Below are 19,881 nucleotides of genomic sequence, written 5' to 3'. Positions count from 1 at the left end.
GCTGACGAGGACCACGAACAACACAAACCACCAGTACTCTGACCGCGCCGCGCGCCCGGAAAAAACGAAGTATTTTGCAAGGCATGTCTTTATTGCATCGACGAAACCCATGTCTGCGTGCTCCCTGAGTGCTTCGATAGGTACTTTCTGACACGAGGAGACAACTTGCAAGCTTTGGTCAACCTACTCAGATGCTGTAACTGCAACAGGCTGCATTGTCCGCATAACGGACGTATGAGCGTATTTGTTGAATGAACGCCTCGTGCCCATATGCGCCTCCAACGGGGATCGGATTCTGAACAATAGAGAACCGCGAAAACTGCCCTACACGCGTGAGTTTTGATTAGAACTGTGAGCTCAACGCTCAGTTATGAAAGACAACCCAGACACGAGTTGTTTCAACCCAAGCGCCGCACCTACGAAGATGGCAGCGAATGTTACAGGCGCGCCGTAGGCCAACAATGAGAAGGCAGAAATACCTTGCCCGACGCTACAACCGACCGCGATGATCGCGCCGGGCCCCATAATCGCCGCGCCGAGCATTTGCCGCTTTAGTTCACGTGGATCCTCGCATGCTTCCCATCGGAAATGACCTTTGGACCAGGACCCCAAGAACGCGCCAATGAGAACGCCGGAGACTGATCCGACCGCAAAGGACAAAGAGTTCCCGGAGGCTGTCATAAGGTAGAATATCGTGTCGCCAAGGGGTGCAGCGAAAGTATGGGTTTGAACTGGCTCACCGTCGAAACCATGCGTCGCAACCCAATTTGTGCCGAGCCACCCTGATACGATCGCTAGTCCGACTACAGATCCCCAGAACACCTGTGCGGGAGTGCGGAGGAAGCGCTGGTTTGCCAAGGCAAAAATCACCAACGCAACGCCGATGACGGAGCCAATGAGCCAAGCTGGGATAGAGGTCAGCCGTTCGGCCAGGAAGCTAAAGCTCTGGGGGCCGTTAAGGTCCATTTCCTCGGGGAAAACCCAAACACGCAAGTATGCAAGGGGCCCGGACATGACGACGTAAGCGGACAGCCCCATAGTTAATACGATGACGAATGATCGCAGGTCGCCACCTCCAAGCCTTGCCAGCGCGCCATAGCCGCAGTTTCCGCTTATGGCCATTCCGTAACCGAACATGAGACCACCTACGATCGACCCAAGTGGGTTCCATGTCTGTGCAAGAAACCTAGTTCCAACAGGGTCCAGCCAGCCGAAAGCCATAGCTGAGTGGCTGCCGACAATTGCTACGCCGATCGCAATTGCCCACATGCGCAGCCGCCGGTCATCATCTGCGTAAAGGTAGTCTTCGATTGCACCCAGCGTGCAAAAACGGCCAATACGTGCGGCCAAGCCCAACACAATGCCGCCGATCACACCGATCAGGGCGACGGTATTGGCGTCTCCCAATGCTTCAAACATTGCCAGTCTCCTCCCAAAGCTGGCGGGTATTTTTGGCGGCCTCTACTTCTCCCTGCAGAATAGATCGTAAACGACTTCGAGAATCTGTGTCGATCGATCATCCGCCAATCTGTAGTAGATCGTTTTCCCCTCGCGTCGCGTTTTGACCAAGCCCTCAAAGCGTAGGCGAGACAGTTGCTGAGACACGGCCGCTTGGCGGGCCGAGAGCATTTCTTCCATCTGCGTGACAGATTTTTCACCCGATGACAGATAGCACAAGATCATCAAGCGCCCTTCATGGCTGATTGCCTTGAGGAAATTTGACGCCGTCTGAGCATTTTCCATCATTCTGTCCATGTCTTCGGCGCACATGTCCTTGGAGAACACAGGCAGTTTCGAAGATTTGTCCAACAAGATCGCCTCGCTTTCATAGCTCCACGCATTCAAAACAGTTTATTTAATACGCCACCTATTATCCAGAGGTCTCAATAAGCACCCCCGCGTCACGCAGCAAAACGCCCAGCAACCCCCAGAAAAAATCTTCGCCGGGATAGCCTTCGATCCGGCCGACCTCTTGGCCATCGTCCAGCAGAACAAAGGTTGGCGTGTAGTAGAGAGGCCGCTCCAATGCGATGCCTTCAGGCATAGCCGCGTGGATATCGATGCGTTGAAGTGGAGCGACATTTCCTTCCGGTGTCTTGGGGTAGGTCTCCGAGATGTCGATGTCCCAACGTGCGCACCACATACACCCATCTTCTTCCGCCATCAGAAGTATCATTTCTGCCCGTAAAGCCGCGGGAGAAACAAACAACGTGATTGCAGTCAAAAGTAGAAGTAGGTGGCGCATCTCAAGCTCCGATTGACCGCAGCGACATATCTTTATTATTTTGAATGTGTGAATGATAGCGTGCCAGGACAGGTTTGACCATGCTCGACATTACATTTGCAGGAGCTTTGGTCGCAGGACTGTTGTCTTTCCTGTCGCCCTGCATCCTACCTATCGTGCCGTTTTATCTTAGCTATCTGGCCGGCGTCGGGATTGATCAGATATCTGCGGGGTCAACACTTTCCGCCGACGTTCGTCGCAGGGCAACGCTTTCTGCGATAGCGTTTGCAGCTGGGATCATAACTATCTTCATGGCGCTGGGAGCGACAGCTTCGATATTCGGGCAGCTTGTACGAGAGTATTTCGACATCCTGCGCTGGATTGCAGCGGCGATCATCATTGCGATGGGGCTGCATTTCCTGGGGTTCATTCGCATCGGATTCCTGTACCGCCAATTTCGTGCGGACGTCGGTGAGACATCAAGCGTTAGCCTGATTGGGGCTTACGTCTTGGGCTTGGCATTTGCTTTTGGCTGGACACCCTGCGTCGGCCCTGTGCTCGCTGCGATCTTGTTTACAGCGGCCGGAACCGAAACGGCTTGGCGCGGAGCGGCGCTTCTATTCGTCTACGGGGTTGGAATGACCGCACCGTTTGTTCTGGCGGCCTTTCTGGTTCGCCCCTTCATGCAATGGATGGCAAAGTTCAGAAAGCACTTGCCCCTCATCGAAAAGGCAATGGGTGGCTTTCTGGTGGTCTTCGGCATCCTCATCGCAACCAACTCCATCAATCACATCGCACAATGGATGCTCGACCATATGCCTTGGCTCGCAGCCATCGGTTAATTCGGGAGGAAGACATGAAACGAGTTTTGTCAGTATTGATCGCTTCTCTGATCGGCGGGGTCGTTTCCGCCGCTGAACTCGGCGACGACGGTTTGCATAAAACGCCGTGGATGCGCGACACCTTCAAAGACCTCCGAGAGGATCTTGAAGAGGCCTCAAGCGAAGGTAAGCGGTTGGTGTTATTTATTGAACAGCAGGGCTGTATCTACTGCAAAAAAATGCACGATGAAGTGTTTCCCCAGCCTGACCTCGCAGCGTTCATCGAAGAGAACTTCTTTGTCGTCCAACTGGATTTGCATGGCAGCACCACGGCTACGGACTTTGACGGGGAAGAGGATGAGCAAAGAGCACTGATGCGCAAATGGGGGATTCTGTTTACCCCGACACTTGTTTTTCTGCCGGAAGAGGTGCCGGAGGATGCCACAGCCATTGACGCTGCGGTCGCTGTGATGCCGGGAGCTTTCTCCAAGGGAACAACCTTGGATCTTTTCACTTGGGTCGACGAGAAACGATACGAACTTGATAATGGTGAAGATTTCCAACGGTATCATGCCCGCCGCATTCAGGAGCGAAACAATGTTTCTCAAGATTGAGTGCCATTATTACAAATAAAAAAATTCATTATGATGAATTTAATGTTGCGACAAGCGGTACTCGTCGACTACGGTACACAAAGGCTTTGGGTCGCAAGGCGCCGTCGGCGCGTTAGCAAATGGGAGGGATCATGAAGCTGAGACTCTTAACATTGGTCTGCGCAATGACGGGCTCTGCTGCATTTGCGGCAGATACAAACCCGAAGGACGTAAGCTACGACGACTATGGTGCTATCGAAGTCTCTTTGACTGGCGCTGCTGGTGATGCGGAAAATGGCGCGCTGATCGTTGGCGACAAGTCAAAAGGCAATTGCGTGGCGTGCCACGCGGTTTCGGCTTTGGCCGACATCCCGTTTCATGGCGAAGTTGGTCCGATGCTGGATGGCGCCGGTGATCGTTGGACCGAAGCGGAACTTCGCGGGTTGGTCGCAAATGCAAAGATGACGTTTGAAGGTACGGTTATGCCTGCGTTCTACAAGGATGACGGATATATCCGCCCAGGCGACGCCTATACCGGAAAAGCCCCAACCGCGCCTTTGACGTCGATCCTGACGGCACAAGAAATCGAGGACGTGGTCGCGTTTCTTGCGACCCTGAAAGAAGAATAGTCGCGCTTTAAAGCGTGAATTTTCGAAGTTTCAAAGGAGATTGAAAATGGAACTCTCTCGCCGCGAGACACTGGCCCTTGGGCTGGGCGCCGCGTTCCTGACAATTATGCCGCTTCGGGCAAATGCAGCTGCTGAAGATGCCATCGCGGCATTTACGGGCGGCGCAGATGTGGCTGACGGCGGTGTTACGTTGACTGCACCGGAAATCGCTGAAAACGGCAATACCGTACCAATCGAAGTCAGTGCTCCGGGCGCAGCTGCAATTCTTATCGTGGCTGCAGGTAACCCCGAACCGGGCGTTGCAACTTTCAATTTCGGCCCGTTGGCTGCTGAACAAGCCGCATCAACTCGCATCCGTCTTGCCGGAACGCAGGATGTCATTGCCGTGGCGAAGATGGCAGATGGCAGCTTTGCCAAAGCGTCTGCGACCGTAAAAGTGACAATCGGCGGCTGCGGCGGCTGATCGCCACGCGCCCTGAAGAACAGGAGACTAACCAATGGCATCCGGTGTAAAACCCCGCGTCAAGGTTCCAAAGACAGCCGCTGCTGGAGAAACCGTTACGATCAAGACATTGATCAGCCACAAGATGGAAAGCGGCCAGCGTAAAGACAAAGAAGGCAACGTCATCCCGCGCTCGATCATCAACCGTTTCACCTGCGAGTTTAACGGAGAAATGGTTGTTGATGTGACGATGGAGCCGGCGATTTCGACCAACCCATACTTCCAGTTCGAAGCGACTGTGCCCGAGTCCGGTGAGTTTGTCTTCACTTGGTACGACGATGACGGCTCTGTCTACGATGAGAAGAAAACGATCGAGATCGCCTGACGTCTCGACGACTACGGCAGATCAGCGCGGGTCCGAGGAATTGGCGCTGATCCACCAAGGGAGGAACGCAATGAATACCAAGGCAATTAAGGCGATCGCGGCAATTCTGGTTTTCCCGGCTGCAGCGATGGCTGGACCGGACGAAGACAATCTCACGATCAATGATGAGCTGGACATGACCTCGGTCACTGATGCTCCGGCACATCTGGAAAATTTGGACATAATCTATTCGGGCTGGCATTTTCGCACGGATGAAACGCAAGCGCTTCAAATTGATGACTTCGACAATCCTGCAATGATCTTCGTCGATCAAGCCGCCGATCTCTTCGAGACCGTTGATGGTGCCGCTGGCGAGAGCTGCGCCTCATGCCACGATGGAGTGGAAAGCTTCAAGGGATTGCAGGCGTCCATGCCGAAGGTGGATGCAGAAACCGGCAAGCTGGTCGTCATGGAAGATCTGATCAACAAGTGTCGTACGGACCGCATGGAAGCGGATGCTTGGAAATGGTCCGGGGGCGATATGCAGGGCATGGTCGCTTTGATCGGTCTTCAATCACGCGGCATGCCAATGAATGTCGAAATTGATGGCGATGCCGCCCCGTACTGGGAGCAGGGCAAGGAGATGTATTATACTCGCTATGGTCAGCTGGAGCTTAGCTGTGCCAATTGTCATGAAGACAACTGGGGTAACATGATCCGTGCCGACCACCTGAGCCAGGGTATGATCAACGGGTTCCCGACGTATCGTCTGAAACAGGCCAAGCTGATCTCGCGCCACAATCGTTTCCGCGGCTGTATTCGCGATACGCGGGCGGAAACTTTTGCCGAAGGTTCGGACGAGTTTCGCGCGCTTGAGCTTTATGTGGCCTCGCGTGGCAACGGGCTTTCAGTCGAAACTCCTGCAGTACGGCAATAGTGAACGACCCGCGTGGACAGTGTCCTGCGCGGGTTTTTCCAGGTAAATAACATTCACACATTTATATGTGTTATAGGAAAGCTGATAGATGATTTCGCGACGTGACTTCTTGCAGGTTTCAATGGCTGCATCGGCTTTGTACGGGGCGTCCGGGTTCGGAAACTGGGCCAGACTTGCCGCGCAGCAAAGCCTAACGCAGGATCAATTGTTGGAGTTCGAGACCTTCGGAAATATCAGCCTGATACATGTCACCGATATTCACGCGCAACTCAAACCGATCTATTTCCGCGAACCCGAGATAAACCTTGGTATTGGCGATGCACGAGGGCAGATGCCGCATGTTACAGGGGCGGCGTTCCGCAAGGCCTACGGGATCGAAGATGGAAGCCCGTCGGCCTATGCGCTGACCTACAATGATTTCTCTTCGCTGGCCAAGACCTATGGTCGGGTTGGTGGATTGGACCGAGTTTCAACTGTCATTAACGCCATTCGTGCTGACCGTCCTGATGCATTGCTACTGGACGGGGGCGACACTTGGCACGGTTCCTACACCTGCTATCAGACAGCCGGTCAGGACATGGTCAATGTCATGAACGCTCTGAATCCCGATGCTATGACCTTCCATTGGGAGTTCACGTTGGGCAGCGACAGGGTTAACGAAATCGTCGAAGGTTTGCCCTTTGCGGCCTTAGGTCAGAACATCTTTGATGCCGAGTGGGACGAACCTGCAGAATTGTTCCAACCCTATAAGTTCTTTGATCGGGGCGGTGCAAAGGTCGCTGTTATCGGGCAAGCGTTTCCTTACATGCCAATCGCGAACCCAGGCTGGATGTTCCCCGAGTACTCATTCGGTATCCGGGATGAAAACATGCAGGCCATGGTCGACGAGGTTCGCGATGCCGGCGCTGATGTCGTTGTCGTCCTCAGCCACAACGGCTTTGACGTGGACAAGAAAATGGCAGGTCGGGTGCAAGGGATCGACGTGATCCTCAGCGGTCACACCCATGACGCACTTCCAGAGCCGGTTCTGGTCGGTAAAACGCATATCATCGCGTCTGGCTCGAACGGAAAGTTCGTCAGCCGCGTCGATCTCGACGTGAGGGACGGGCAGATGATGGGGCTGAAGCACAAGCTGATCCCGATCTTCTCTGACGTCATCGCTCCTGATCCTGCGATCACCGCTCTCATAAACGACCAGCGTGCGCCTTATGAAGCTGCGCTGAGTGAGGTGATTGGCAAAACGGATTCGTTACTCTACCGCCGCGGCAACTTTAACGGCACTTGGGATGACCTGATTTGCGATGCCCTGATCAATGAGCGTGAGGCAGACATCGCGATGTCGCCTGGCGTCCGTTGGGGCCCCTCAATCCTGCCGGGACAAGATATCACGCGCGAGGACATCTGGAACGTCACATCGATGTCGTATCCCAACGCCTACCGCACAGAAATGACAGGCGAATTCATCCATGTGATCCTCGAGGATGTCGGTGACAACCTGTTCAATCCCGATCCTTACTACCAGCAGGGCGGCGATATGGTCCGCGTCGGTGGACTTGGCTACCGCATCGATGTGACCAAACCACAAGGGCAACGGATCAGCGAAATGACCCTCCTCAAAACGGGTGAAGCGATTGATCCATCGAAGACCTACGTCGTGGCTGGTTGGGCCAGTGTCAACGAAGGCACTGAAGGTCCGCCGATCTGGGATGTCGTCGAAAACCACATTCGCAACCTTGGCACCGTCACGGTGCATGAGAACACCAGCGTCGATGTCGTCGGCGCTTAAGAAACAGATGGAGACCTAAGAGATATGGATGACGCGTTCAAACCGTCCCGCCGGGCTTTCCTGAAAGGCAGTGCTGCGGTCGCCGCAGGGTCAGTCGCGGGTGCGGCAGCGGCAGACACGCCCGACCCACTTATAACAGAGCTTCAAGATTGGGCGTCTTACACGGGCGCCGGTGTCGATGAGTCACCTTATGGCATGCCAATCAGCTTTGAATCCCATGTCGTGCGCCGCAATGTGGAATGGCTGACCGCCTCTCCGATTTCGTCGATCAATTTCACGCCGATCCACGCGCTTGATGGCACGATCACTCCGCAAGGATGCGCTTTTGAGCGTCATCATTCGGGCGCGATTGAGCTGCGCAAGGAAGACTATCGCCTGATGATCAACGGGCTGGTCGATCGCCCGCTTGTGTTTACTTACGACGACATTGAGCGTTTCCCGCGCGAAAACCATGTGTATTTCTGCGAATGTGCGGCAAATACCGGTATGGAGTGGGCGGGTGCGCAACTCAATGGCGTCCAATTTACGCACGGTATGATTCACAACATGGAATACACCGGTGTTCCACTGCGTACGCTGTTGCAGGAAGCGGGTGCCGATATCTCACCAGACAAATGGGTCTATGTTGAGGGCGCAGATGCGTCATCCAATGGCCGCTCCATCCCGATGGAAAAAGCACTGGATGACGTGTTGGTGGCTTTCAAGGCAAATGGTGAAGCACTGCGCATGGAACATGGTTACCCCGTGCGACTGGTTGTTCCCGGGTGGGAAGGCAACATGTGGGTCAAGTGGTTGCGCCGCATTGAGGTTGTCGATATGGCGGTCGAAAGCCGCGAAGAAACATCAAAATACACTGATGTCTACGCCGATGGCACAGCCCAGAAATGGACGTGGGTGATGGATGCAAAATCCGTCATCACCTCACCCAGCCCGCAAATGCCGATCAAACACGGACCGGGGCCTTTGGTCATTTCCGGACTTGCCTGGTCAGGCCACGGGCAAATTACGCGGGTCGATGTGTCCAAGGACGGCGGGATCACCTGGGAGACAGCGCGCCTTGGCAAGCAGGGTGACAGCAAGGCTTTGACGCGTTTCTATCTCGATACGAACTGGGACGGAGCACCGATGTTGTTACAGGCCAGGGCGATAGACGAGACCGGCTATGTGCAGCCAACCAAAGACCAGCTACGCGAAAAGCGCGGAGAAAACGCGGTCTACCACAACAATTGTATCCAGACTTGGTATGTGAGCGCAGAAGGGATCGCTGAGAATGTCGAAGTCTCTTAGTCATGTTTTCCTGCCCGTATTTGGTGGCACGGCCTTGGTGCTTGCGGCAGCGTTGGTATTTGCCAATCGGAACTACGGCCAGTCGAAGATAGACACTTTGGAAACCCGGATAGGTCAGGTTGAAGCGCATGCAGCATCAGCTCTGGAAAACGCGCAAGCGGAGGCCAGTCGAGCGGCTGAACTCGAGACTAAAGTCGAAGAAATCCAAGCGGCCGCTGCGGAGCGGGTTGCAAATGGTGCGAACCTAACTGCACCAGCGCCCAGTCGCGACGGTACTATTGGGCTTGGACGTCCTGCATTGGAGGAAGAGATCGCTGCCTGGGACGTTGACATCTTGCCCGACGGGCGTGGCTTGCCGGTTGGATCAGGCGATGTCTGGACTGGAGAAGAAGTGTTTGTCGACCGGTGTGCGTCCTGTCACGGCGAGTTTGCCGAAGGCGCCGACAATTGGCCTGTTCTGGCCGGTGGATTCGACACGCTTGCCGACGAGGATCCTGTAAAAACCGTCGGGTCTTATTGGCCGCATTTGTCAACCGCCTGGGACTACATCTCCCGCTCAATGCCATTTGGCGAAGCGGGTACGCTTACGGCGGATGAGACCTACGCGATAGTCGCCTATATCCTTTATTCCAATGACCTGGTGGATGACGATTTCGTTCTCAGCAATGAAAACTTCGCCGAATTCGAGATGTACAACAAGGATGGATTTGTCGTCGATACGCGACCTGAGACTGAGTACGCAGAATGGCGAGAAGAGCCCTGTATGGAGAACTGCAAAACAGAGGCCGCTGTTACTATGCGCTCTGTCTTTCTGGTTGAGACGCCACAAGAAGGCGGTTCGAATTCGGTCATGAACGAAGCCAGCGCGGACGAGTTGCCGACGTTCACGGCGGAGGGGCCCTCGTTCATTCCGACCGCAGCGCCAAAGCCTGAGGAAGAAGCCGCCGCAACACCGGCTGTTCAAGAAACCGATGAGGCTGACCAGACTACGGAACTGTTCGCAGCCGGTGAGAAGGTCTTCAAGAAATGTAAATCCTGCCATCAGGTTGGTGACGGTGCAAAGGACAGTACGGGCCCGGCGCTGAACGGGGTTATCGGGGCCAACGCAGGGTCGGTTGAAGGGTTCAAATACTCCAAAGCTATGAAAACAGCTGCCGAGGCTGGTCTTGTTTGGACCGAGGAAGAAATGGCGGCCTTCTTGGCAAAACCCAAGGACTACATGAAGGGCACACGCATGTCCTTTGCTGGGCTTAAGAAACCAGACGATATTGAAGCCGTGATCGTTTACCTCAAGTCGTTCGGAAGCTGATCATGCGGTGGTTGAACATTTTTTTGACCTGCGCGGCGGTTATGGTTGCTGTTGCCCCATCGACCCACGCCACCGAAGGCCTCGGCGACGCCGAAGCCGGAAAAGAAGTGTTCGCCAAATGCAAAGGCTGCCATCAGGTGGGCGAAGGAGCGGAAAACAAAATCGGGCCGCATCTGAACGGTGTTTTTGGGCGGAAAGCCGCAGGTCTGGATGGTTTCAATTACTCAAAAAGCCTAGAGCGTGCGGGTAACTCGGGTCTGGAATGGCACGCTGATACTCTGTCCGCCTACATCGAAAACCCACGCGCATTTGCGTCAGGCACGCGGATGAGTTTTCCCGGTTTGAAAGACCCGGAAGACCGAGCCAACGTGATCGCCTATTTGCGGGCGTTTTCGGATAATCCTCAGGACATCCCAGAAGCGGACCCAACGGCGAAAGGCACGGATCATTCGATCGATCCTGCGATCCTGGCGATACAAGGAGATCCTGAGTACGGCGCATATCTCAGCAGCGAATGCACAACGTGTCACCAGATCGAAGGGGGCGATGAGGGCATTCCTTCGATTGTGTACTGGCCTGACGAAGACTTCGTGGTCGCCATGCACGCTTACAAGGACAAACAGCGGCCACATCCGGTCATGCAAATGATCGCCGGACGGCTGAGCAATGACGAGATCGCGGCATTGGCCGCCTACTTCAATAATCCAGAATGAAAGTGCCTGAGGGGAGGAAACGCGATGACACTCAATAGACGAGTATTTCTTGGAGCCGCCGGGGTAGTGGCCGCCGGGCTATCCGCTCCGATGGTGCTGGCTCAAGGCAAGCCCCGTGTAGTGGTTGTTGGCGGCGGTGCGGGCGGTGCGACCGCCGCGCGTTACATCGCAAAGGACAGCAAAGGTGAGATTGACGTGACGCTGATCGAGCCGTCTCGGACCTACTACACCTGTTTCTTCTCAAACCTTTATTTGGGAGGTTTTCAGGAGCTATCGGACATCGCCCACACCTACGGCACGCTTGCCTCGAACTACGGTATCAACGTCGTGCATGATTGGGCCACTGGGGTCGATCGCGACGCAAAGACGGTGTCACTAGCAGGTGGCGGGTCAGTTCCTTATGACAAGCTGATCCTTAGCCCCGGTATCGACTTTGTTGATGGCGCGGTCGAAGGCTGGGACCTATCGGCCCAAAATAAGATGCCGCATGCTTACAAAGCCGGTTCTCAGACAGAGCTTTTGAAAGCGCAGATCATGGCGATGCCCGAAGGCGGTACCTTCGCGATGGTCGCTCCTCCCAACCCGTACCGTTGCCCGCCCGGGCCGTATGAACGGGTTTCGATGGTGGCGCACGTGCTGAAGGCAAACAACCCAACAGCAAAGATCATTGTGGCTGATCCGAAGCCCAAATTCTCAAAAATGGCATTGTTCCAAGAAGGCTGGGGAAACAACTATGAAGGAATGGTTGACTGGATCGGCGAAGACTTCGGCGGCGGAAATGTATCCGTGAATCCGGAAGCAATGACGGTGACCATCGACGGCGAAGAGACAAAGGTCGATGTTTGCAATGTGATACCGGCGATGAAAGCCGGTCGCATTGCGGAAATGGCGGGAGTGACCGATGGCAACTGGGCACCAGTAAACGCTGCGGACATGTCCTCCAAAGCCGATCCGGATATCTATGTTCTTGGTGATGCCAGCCAGCAGGGTGACATGCCGAAATCCGGTTTTTCGGCAAACAGCCAGGCAAAGGTCTGTGCGAACGCAGTAAGAGGTGCGTTGACCGGGTCAAAAGTATTCCCGGCCAAGTTCTCGAACACATGCTGGTCGCTCATTGACACCGATGATGGTGTGAAAGTTGGCGCGACTTATGAGGCGACGCCTGAAAAGATCGCCAAAGTCGATGGCTTTATCAGCCAGACCGGTGAAGATGCCGACCTGAGGAAAGCAACATACGAAGAGTCTCTTGGTTGGTACGCCGGTATCACGTCGGACATGTTTGGTTGAGGCAATCGGGGCTTTGACCGGTGTCAAAGACCCCGATGATCAATCTGAGAAAATGCGGTTTAGGAGGAGGACTAAAACCATGAAACACTTTATCGCCGCAGCCGCGTTTTCCACTGTTTTGGCGAGCCAAGGGCTTGCAGAAGAGATCATTACTATCCCCTTCGACGGCAGTTTTGATGATGCAACGTTCGCCGTCGAGTCCGCTATTGTGGGACAGGGATTGGTCATCGACTATGTGAGCCATGTTGGGGAAATGCTGAATCGAACAGGCGCAGATGTTGGCAGCGACAAGCAGATTTTTTCGGCCGCAGACATCTTCATTTTCTGCTCGGCAAAAATCTCGCGTGAAGTGATGGAAGCGGACCCGATGAATATTGGCTTCTGCCCCTACGGAATTTTTGTCGCTGAAGACGACAGTGGCGTGATGGTGGGATACCGAAGTTACCCGGACGGACCGATGCAAAAGGTCCAGAATCTGTTGTCAGGAATCGTCGAAGAAGCCCTTGGGAACTGAAATGAACTATCAGCAGTTTTTTCGAAATCAACTCGACCAGCTTCAGGAGGAAGGGAACTACCGGGTCTTTGCGGATCTCGAAAGGCAGCGTGGCGCGTTCCCGACAGCGCGTAGCTACGCGGAAAATGGACCCGAGAAAGTCACTGTGTGGTGCTCAAATGACTATCTCGGCATGGGTCAACACCCCAGTGTTATTGCAGCAATGCACAAGGTGATTGATGAGGTTGGTGCCGGGGCGGGAGGAACACGTAATATCTCTGGAACGACCCACCAGCATGTTTTGCTGGAACGAGAACTTGCTGACTTGCATGGCAAGGACGCTGCGTTGCTGTTTACGTCCGGTTACGTTTCGAACTGGGCCGCACTGGGAACTCTGGCGTCTCGCATTCCTGGCATCACGGTCTTGTCTGACGAGTTGAACCATGCCTCGATGATCGAGGGCATTCGCCACAGTCGGTGCCAAAAGCGTATCTGGAAACACAATGATTTAGCCGACCTTGAAAGGCACCTTTCTGAACTGCCTGCCAATGCACCGAAGCTCATTGCGTTTGAGAGCGTCTATTCAATGGATGGCGATATTGCACCAATTGCCGAAATCTGTGATCTGGCCGATCGCTATAGCGCGATGACCTATTTGGATGAGGTTCACGCCGTAGGGCTTTATGGACCGCGCGGCGGAGGCATTGCCGAACGCGAAGGCCTGATGGAAAGGCTAACCGTCATCGAGGGGACGTTGGGCAAAGCATTCGGCGTAGTTGGCGGATACATCGCCGCGTCGAAAGAGCTTGTCGACTTTGTGCGATCCTTCGCCAGCGGGTTTATATTCACCACTGCATTGCCTCCCGCCGTGGCCGCAGGAGCTGCCGCTTCTGTTCGGCACCTGAAGCAAAGCAATTCGGAACGACATTTGCACCAGCAGCGCGTGCGCGAGGTGCGAGAAAGGCTGGACGGTCTGGGCATTCCGCATACACCGAACCCAAGTCACATAATTCCGGTCATGGTCGGCGATCCGGTCAAGTGTCGCTTCATCTCTGACGTGCTGATGCGTGACTATGGAATTTACATCCAGCCGATCAACTATCCAACCGTCCCCAAGGGAACGGAACGTCTACGGATTACACCTTCCCCAGTGCATTCCACCGACGACGTGGATCGACTGGTGTCTGCCTTGGGTGAGCTATGGACGCAATGCCAATTGGCGCGCAGGCCAATGGTCGCTCAATGACAATGACAACTTGACCGAAGACAAGGACGCGCAAGCAACCAAGTGAGAGTCTCTGTTGATGGAAAGGCTCATCGATTTGTTGGGAGACCTTGGCGCTTTGGCATTCGCCGGTGCGTTTGTCGGTATCTTGTTCGGCGTGACGGCCCAGAAGTCTCACTTTTGTTTGAGAGCGGCGACCATCGAAGTCGCCGAAGGCGAGCTTGGTCCTCGCCTGGCTGTCTGGCTGATCGCTTTCACCGCAACGCTCACCTTAGTGCAGGCGTTTGTCGCGTTTGAGTGGTTAGACCTTTCCGAGACACGCGCGATTGCGTCGACGGGTAGCCTCAGCGGAGCAATAATTGGCGGAGCGATGTTCGGCGTTGGCATGGTGTTGACGCGTGGGTGTGCATCTCGCCTGTTGGTATTGGCCTCCTGCGGTAATCTGCGCGCCCTGATTACAGGATTGGTTTTAACCTTAGTGGCTCAGGCTGCTTACACGGGCGTTCTTAGTCCCGTCCGAGAATTGCTTTCCGGGATCTGGACTGTCTCAGGAGGCGCCTCGCGAGATCTTTCAGAAATATTTAGATTTTCGCCAGTTGCTTGTACAGCCGTTGCAGCGTTGGGATTGGTGTCCGCAATTGCATTCGCATTCCACCGGAGAGTCGCGCCTATCAGGATCATAACAGCCGCAGGCGTTGGTGTAGCGGTGGCACTCGGCTGGTTGATGACATTTGCGATCGCGCAAGCATCTTTTGAGGTCGTGCCTGTGTCGTCAATCACATTTACAGGACCGGCCACGGATACACTGATGGCGTTGGTTGCAGAAAGGAACGTTGTTTTGTCTTTCGGCATCGGCCTTGTTCCAGGCGTAGCAATTGGTGCTGCAGGCTCGGCCCTAACTGCAAGGGAGTGGAAGATCGAACGTTTTGGCCCTGATACTCCCATGGAACGCTACCTTGCAGGAGCTTTCCTAATGGGTTTTGGAGCCATGCTGGCCGGAGGTTGCGCTGTAGGTGCAGGGCTTTCGGGAGGGTCCGCCCTGTCATTGACAGCGTGGCTTGCCGTTTTCTTCATGTGGGTTGGAGCGATCAGCACGCATAGGTTATTGAGGCGAATACCTATTCCTCAAACGTCCTGAGTCATTCGAATTCCATTTGCTCAAATACGCGCCCGGCATTTTTTGTCGCCAGTTCCTCAAACGTGTCCAAATGGGCATACGGAGACTGATCGACATAGTAAGCCTCTGCCAGATCGCCGCCAGCATCCATATGCTCTTGGATCTTGCCGCGCAGATATATCAGGTAATCGCGTGTATAGCGGCGCACCTGATCCATGTTTGTCGGATGACCGTGGCCGGGGATGACATATGTGGCTCCCAAAGCTTCGAACTCGTTGTCCCAAGTCTCAAGCCAATCCGCCGTATAGGTCTCTTGAAAAATAGGCAGCATGCGCTCGTGAAAAGCCATGTCACCCGCGATAACAAGGCTTTGGTTCGGCAGCCAAATCGAGATATCGCCGGGACTATGGGCCGGCCCGAGATATTTGGCCTCAATCCGGAAATCACCCATTTCAACAACGTATTCATCCTCGAATGTTTCGGTTGGGCCAACCAGGAAGGTTCTTTTCGCCTTGTCCTGATTGTAGCGTCGCATTCCTTCAAGTATCTGAGGGCCGTATTCCTCGAACTCGGCCGCAGCATCCGAATGGGCGATGATTGGAACGCCAAGCTCTGACCAGTAGGCGTTGCCGAGCATCGCGTGCCCCTGGCCATTCTCGTTGAAGACAAGCTTAACCGGCTGATCCGTGATCGACTGAATTTCCTGGTGAAGTGCTTCGGCAAGCAAATAAGCCGCGCCACCGTTTATGACGACCACGCCATCTCCGGTAACTATGAAACTGAGGTTGTTGTTGTGACCAGAGTTCTCGTAGGTCGGCGGGGCGGTTGCGCCAATGGCAGAGTAGACGCCGGGGATGTATTCGACCGGTTTGGAGTACAGCACACTTTGAGGGTATTGGTCTGCAATATCCTCGCTTGCCCAAGCTGGTGTGGCCAGGGCCAAGACAATCGCCAGCGATCGCATCATTATGGTTCTCCAATGAACTTATAAGCAGAGCCAGTCTTCTCGACCCGGCCGATCCTACCATTTGGCAGGTGGAACCCAATCATTTTCATTTGCTCGTGGGAAATCTGATCCAGCAGTGAGTTCCGAGCTGCTGCGGCCGCCTGTGGATCCTGATCCGTGCCGCTGTGCCAGTCGGGGCGTTCAAAAGCTACGTGTGGATTTCCCAACGCGTCGCCTACAATCATCACGGACTCACCACCGCTGCGAATTTCGAACGCCATGTGGCCGGGCGTGTGTCCAAAGCTTGCGCGTGCTGCAACACCGGGAAGAATCTCTTGTCCGTCGTCAAAAAACGCGACCTGATCCTCAATTGCCGCCATACGCCGCTTCGCGCCTACAGCGAACGCAGCGCGATCTTCTCCAATGGTATCAACCGTTGAGGGGTTCCACCAATAATCCCACTCATTGCGGCCAAAGTGATGCGTGGCGTTGGGGAAAAGAAGGTCATCGAAATCATCCAAAACACCCCAGATGTGATCCGGGTGCGCGTGGGTGAAAATCACGTGCGAGACGTCTGCGGGCGACAAGTCGATGGTTTCAAGAGATTCCAGAAGTTTACCGGAGGAGGGCATGAAATCGGGTCCAGCTCCGACATCAAACAACACCGTGTTTTTATCATCTCGATAAAGCGCCACGTTGCACTCTGGCTCGTACTTGGTCGCGTCCACCTTGTAGCTGTCTAGAAGCTGCCTAAGTTCTTCCTTCGGCATGGCGCCGAAGACCATTTCCGGAGGCAATGACAGGTACCCGTCTGACATGGTTGCAATCCGAGCCGATGAACCGAGTTGTAGCTCTGCCCAAGCGATTTTGGATTTCGCTCCAACCGCTGTTAGACAAGCGGCACCGCACAAAAAATTGCGCCGTGAAAACTCATTTCGACCCATTAACAATCAATAAGATGAATGTAATGATTTGTAAATGACGTAAGGTGGAGTCTTTTCAGGAGAACTAGAGTTGAGTCGGGCAGGGGCTTCCGAAGGATTTACTCGATGAATGAAGGCCGCCATTCAACAAACTCAAAATCAGCCCCGAATGTCATTCGCCTTGCCGTGGTGATGTGTATAGGCGTCATGTGCTATGTGATTTGCTCTTCGCTCGATGTCTTCTTTGTCCCGACAGTGGCCATTCGTCCAAACTCTTCGAGTGACGGCGTAGAGCCCAACCCAGTCATCGCCACTCTGCGCTGCGTGCGCACGCAGAAAGAAAATCGCAGCAGCTGCGTACTGAGTGACGCCGCCGTGCGGCAGAAAAACCGGCCGTTAGTAAAGAGCGCGGCGAAGATTTCACCGACATTGCCAGACGCTATTACAGCAAGCATTCGAAAGGATGGCACCAAGCCTCAGACCAGACCGTCTTTGTTCGAAGCGCTTTCTTAGCCAAGCAGGGATCTGTCGATAAAGGCATAAGACTGTATCCGGATTTTCCGCCGGTCGTAGCTGCGTGTTTCATGATTGTTGCAGTGACGTAACGTCTGAGGTCTATTGCTCTGTGTCAAACCCTACCGGCAAAAGGTGAAACTTAGCTCCTATATTCTCTGAGCCAGAGTCACAATGAAACCACTCCTTTTGATTTTCGCTTATCTGGTCGTTGTTGCATCGCCGTTGATTTTGTCGTGGCTGGTCGGGGGTCCACCACGCCTGTTCCACCAAGACCTTGCTTCTGGTCTTGGCATTCTTGCGTTTTCCATGATCCTCGCCGAATTTGTCCTGTCGGGTCGTTTCAAGAGTGTTTCGAATGGCGTCGAGATGGATGTGACGATGCGGTTTCATCAGGTCATGGCCCGCACAGCACTCGCGTTTGCGTTTCTGCATCCCTTTCTATACCAGGGCACACCCTCCGGTGGTCAGCGTCCTTGGGATCCCACGCGACAACTGACGGTAACGACCGATTTCGTCAGCCTTTCGACCGGGATCGCGGCATTTGCGCTTCTTCCAGGCCTTATTCTTCTGGCAATCAGACGCACTCAACTGGACTACAAATACGAGACGTGGCGCCTGACTCACGGGATTGGCGCGCTCCTGATCGCATTGCTTCTGTTGCATCACACCGTCTATGCGGGACGATATGGATCGCAACCTGTTGTGACTTGGGTTTGGCTGGCGTTGACGGGTGTCGCAGTTGGATCGCTGCTTTTTGTTTACCTGCTAGCGCCCCTTCTGGACAAAGCCCGCCCGTGGCGCGTTGCTTCCGTCACCCGATTGACGCCCAAGCAATGGCAGGTGACAGTGACGCCAAACGGCCATTGCGGCCTTGATTACAGGGCTGGGCAATTTGTCTGGCTGAATGTGGGGCACAGTACGTTCTCGATGAAGGAAAACCCTTTCTCAATTTGCTCTGCACCGGCGGGTGGCCCTGAACTTTCTTTTATGATCAAGGAACTTGGGGATTTCACAAGAACCATTGGTCAGACAAAGGCTGGTACAATTGCTTACCTTGACGGCCCCTACGGTAGTCTTTGTGTCGACGGGTGTACCGAACCGGGTGTCGCGCTTATCGCGGGAGGTGTCGGGCTTGCGCCGCTGATCGGAATACTCAGGCAAATGCGCCTTTCCGAAGATCGACGAAAGGTGAAGGTCGTCTATGGAAACCGCGCAATCGACCAAATAGCCTATCGGGATGAACTGGGTGCAGAAGACGTCACATATGTGCTTTCGGATCCCCCGGAGAACTGGCGAGGCGAAATCGGCTTTGTTGATGCCGCGCTGATGGATCGTGTATTTTCAGAGGAGGAGTTCAGAGAATGGGTCTTTGTCATGTGCGGACCCGCCACCATGATGGACATAGTCGAAGATCACCTGATCGAGAGAGGCACGCCCTCTCATCGCGTATTGTCGGAGCGGTTCGACTATGACTAATCCCTTCAAGAATATGAGTCTGCGGCGCCGTGTTTCTTGCGCAATCTGGGTGTCGAACATCATACTATGCTTGATAATTCTCGCTTTTGTTCTGCGCTAACACCTGCATTGCAGATACGCTGTTCCATGGGTCTTGTCAGAAGAACTTGTCTTGAGGCAGGCAGGACGGTTGCGTAGCTTTTGCCCATGACCAAACCTGCCTCTTTCAAGTACTTCAAAACCAGTCCCGAGGTCATCCGCCTTGCGGTGATGCTGTACATCCGTTTCCCGCTCTCGCTTCGAAATGTCGAAGATCTGTTGCACGAGCGAGGCATCGACGTGAGCCACGAAACCGTCCGATATTGGTGGAACAGGTTTGGTCCAATGTTTGCAGCTGAGATCCGACGGAAGCGTGTGCAGCAGCTGCGCGCGTTCTCGAAATGGAAGTGGCACGTGGACGAGGTTTTCGTAAAGGTGAATGGCAAGCGACATTATCTGTGGCGTGCAGTAGATCACGAAGGTGAAGTGCTGGAAGCAGTTGTCACCAAGCGCCGAAACAAGGCTGCAGCACTAAAATTCCTCAGGAAATTGATGAAACGGCACGGTTGCGCCAAGGAGGTCGTCACAGATCGCTTCGCTTCCTACAAGGCTGCGCTCAGAGAAATAGGCGCGTTCGAAAAACAACAGACGGGCAGGTGGCTCAACAACCGCGCCGAGAATTCACACCTGCCGTTTCAACGACGCGAACGCGCGATGCAGCGTTTCAGGCGCATGCGAAGTCTACAGAAATTCGCCTCCGTCCATTCCTCCGTCT

At 54.3% G+C, this 19,881-nt stretch carries 23 protein-coding genes; 17 read left to right on the top strand and 6 right to left on the bottom strand.

Features of this window, described 5'->3' with window-relative positions; translation table 11 throughout:
• The 4 genes from AC2FNL_RS19145 to AC2FNL_RS19130 form a co-directional block, all read right to left on the bottom strand.
• Positions 1 to 111 (bottom strand): DUF805 domain-containing protein (locus AC2FNL_RS19145; protein WP_496834710.1); only part of this gene is annotated, 111 nt, incomplete at its 3' end.
• 246 nt (positions 112 to 357) lie between these two features.
• Entirely contained in the window at positions 358 to 1,419 is a 1,062-nt protein-coding gene (locus AC2FNL_RS19140; protein ID WP_496834708.1) for a YeeE/YedE family protein, read from the bottom strand.
• 42 nt (positions 1,420 to 1,461) lie between these two features.
• The gene (locus AC2FNL_RS19135; protein ID WP_142635976.1) at positions 1,462 to 1,770 is read right to left on the bottom strand and encodes an ArsR/SmtB family transcription factor; all 309 of its coding nucleotides are present in this window, start codon (positions 1,768 to 1,770) and stop codon (positions 1,462 to 1,464) included.
• A gap of 100 nt (positions 1,771 to 1,870) precedes the next feature.
• Positions 1,871 to 2,176 carry a hypothetical protein gene (locus AC2FNL_RS19130; RefSeq protein WP_496834707.1) on the bottom strand — a complete coding sequence of 102 codons (306 nt, stop codon included), beginning with the start codon at positions 2,174 to 2,176 and terminating at the stop codon, positions 1,871 to 1,873.
• Positions 2,177 to 2,325: 149 nt separating this feature from the next.
• Here AC2FNL_RS19130 and AC2FNL_RS19125 point away from each other — a divergent pair, with 149 nt between their 5' ends.
• The 14 genes from AC2FNL_RS19125 (at position 2,326) to AC2FNL_RS19060 (ending at position 15,248) form a co-directional block, all read left to right on the top strand.
• Positions 2,326 to 3,066, top strand: coding sequence for a cytochrome c biogenesis CcdA family protein (locus AC2FNL_RS19125; protein ID WP_496737484.1), 741 nt, complete (start codon positions 2,326 to 2,328; stop codon positions 3,064 to 3,066).
• A gap of 14 nt (positions 3,067 to 3,080) precedes the next feature.
• On the top strand, positions 3,081 to 3,659 hold the full coding sequence (locus AC2FNL_RS19120) for a thioredoxin family protein (protein ID WP_475143375.1): 579 nt from the start codon (positions 3,081 to 3,083) through the stop codon (positions 3,657 to 3,659).
• Positions 3,660 to 3,790: 131 nt separating this feature from the next.
• The gene (gene soxX, locus AC2FNL_RS19115) at positions 3,791 to 4,267 is read left to right on the top strand and encodes a sulfur oxidation c-type cytochrome SoxX (protein ID WP_475143376.1); all 477 of its coding nucleotides are present in this window, start codon (positions 3,791 to 3,793) and stop codon (positions 4,265 to 4,267) included.
• A 46-nt stretch (positions 4,268 to 4,313) separates the two neighbouring features.
• Positions 4,314 to 4,730, top strand: a complete 417-nt coding sequence (soxY, locus tag AC2FNL_RS19110; protein WP_058275041.1) for a thiosulfate oxidation carrier protein SoxY — start codon at positions 4,314 to 4,316, stop codon at positions 4,728 to 4,730.
• Between the two features lie 34 nt (positions 4,731 to 4,764).
• Positions 4,765 to 5,094 carry a thiosulfate oxidation carrier complex protein SoxZ gene (gene soxZ / locus AC2FNL_RS19105; protein WP_475143377.1) on the top strand — a complete coding sequence of 110 codons (330 nt, stop codon included), beginning with the start codon at positions 4,765 to 4,767 and terminating at the stop codon, positions 5,092 to 5,094.
• 70 nt (positions 5,095 to 5,164) lie between these two features.
• Entirely contained in the window at positions 5,165 to 6,010 is an 846-nt protein-coding gene (gene soxA, locus AC2FNL_RS19100; RefSeq protein WP_496834706.1) for a sulfur oxidation c-type cytochrome SoxA, read from the top strand.
• An 88-nt stretch (positions 6,011 to 6,098) separates the two neighbouring features.
• Entirely contained in the window at positions 6,099 to 7,796 is a 1,698-nt protein-coding gene (gene soxB, locus AC2FNL_RS19095; protein ID WP_496834705.1) for a thiosulfohydrolase SoxB, read from the top strand.
• Between the two features lie 24 nt (positions 7,797 to 7,820).
• Positions 7,821 to 9,083: a sulfite dehydrogenase gene (gene soxC / locus AC2FNL_RS19090; protein WP_496736480.1), complete on the top strand. Its 1,263-nt coding sequence runs from the start codon at positions 7,821 to 7,823 to the stop codon at positions 9,081 to 9,083.
• On the top strand, positions 9,067 to 10,392 hold the full coding sequence (locus tag AC2FNL_RS19085; protein ID WP_496834704.1) for a c-type cytochrome: 1,326 nt from the start codon (positions 9,067 to 9,069) through the stop codon (positions 10,390 to 10,392). Before soxC ends, AC2FNL_RS19085 begins: the two co-directional genes overlap by 17 nt.
• 2 nt (positions 10,393 to 10,394) lie before the next feature.
• Complete coding sequence (locus AC2FNL_RS19080; protein WP_496736483.1) at positions 10,395 to 11,105, top strand: c-type cytochrome; 711 nt, start codon at positions 10,395 to 10,397, stop codon at positions 11,103 to 11,105.
• 24 nt (positions 11,106 to 11,129) lie between these two features.
• Positions 11,130 to 12,392 carry an FCSD flavin-binding domain-containing protein gene (locus tag AC2FNL_RS19075; RefSeq protein WP_496834703.1) on the top strand — a complete coding sequence of 421 codons (1,263 nt, stop codon included), beginning with the start codon at positions 11,130 to 11,132 and terminating at the stop codon, positions 12,390 to 12,392.
• Positions 12,393 to 12,471: 79 nt separating this feature from the next.
• A complete protein-coding gene (locus AC2FNL_RS19070) occupies positions 12,472 to 12,906 on the top strand; it encodes a DUF302 domain-containing protein (protein ID WP_496736487.1) in 435 nt (144 codons plus the stop codon).
• Position 12,907: 1 nt separating this feature from the next.
• Positions 12,908 to 14,131, top strand: coding sequence for a 5-aminolevulinate synthase (gene hemA, locus AC2FNL_RS19065; RefSeq protein WP_496834702.1), 1,224 nt, complete (start codon positions 12,908 to 12,910; stop codon positions 14,129 to 14,131).
• 58 nt (positions 14,132 to 14,189) lie between these two features.
• Positions 14,190 to 15,248, top strand: coding sequence for a YeeE/YedE family protein (locus AC2FNL_RS19060; protein WP_496834701.1), 1,059 nt, complete (start codon positions 14,190 to 14,192; stop codon positions 15,246 to 15,248).
• 1 nt (position 15,249) lies between these two features.
• Here AC2FNL_RS19060 and AC2FNL_RS19055 read toward each other — a convergent pair whose 3' ends face one another.
• Both AC2FNL_RS19055 and AC2FNL_RS19050 read right to left on the bottom strand, forming a co-directional pair.
• On the bottom strand, positions 15,250 to 16,191 hold the full coding sequence (locus AC2FNL_RS19055) for an MBL fold metallo-hydrolase (RefSeq protein ID WP_496834709.1): 942 nt from the start codon (positions 16,189 to 16,191) through the stop codon (positions 15,250 to 15,252).
• A gap of 2 nt (positions 16,192 to 16,193) precedes the next feature.
• The gene (locus AC2FNL_RS19050) at positions 16,194 to 16,991 is read right to left on the bottom strand and encodes an MBL fold metallo-hydrolase (protein WP_496834700.1); all 798 of its coding nucleotides are present in this window, start codon (positions 16,989 to 16,991) and stop codon (positions 16,194 to 16,196) included.
• 231 nt (positions 16,992 to 17,222) lie between these two features.
• Between AC2FNL_RS19050 and AC2FNL_RS19045 the strand changes: the two genes are divergently transcribed.
• The 3 genes from AC2FNL_RS19045 to AC2FNL_RS19035 all read left to right on the top strand — a co-directional run.
• Positions 17,223 to 17,609, top strand: a complete 387-nt coding sequence (locus AC2FNL_RS19045) for a hypothetical protein (protein ID WP_496834699.1) — start codon at positions 17,223 to 17,225, stop codon at positions 17,607 to 17,609.
• 174 nt (positions 17,610 to 17,783) lie between these two features.
• Positions 17,784 to 19,088 (top strand): ferredoxin reductase family protein, encoded by a 1,305-nt coding sequence (locus AC2FNL_RS19040; RefSeq protein ID WP_496834698.1) that lies wholly within the window; start codon positions 17,784 to 17,786, stop codon positions 19,086 to 19,088.
• 186 nt (positions 19,089 to 19,274) lie between these two features.
• The coding region (locus tag AC2FNL_RS19035; protein ID WP_496834697.1) for an IS6 family transposase at positions 19,275 to 19,881 on the top strand (607 nt) is incomplete at its 3' end.

This window comes from Ruegeria sp. CRTD044, assembly GCF_059613485.1.
Note: the sequence above shows the minus strand (reverse complement) of the source record. Positions and strands in the feature narration are given on the sequence as shown.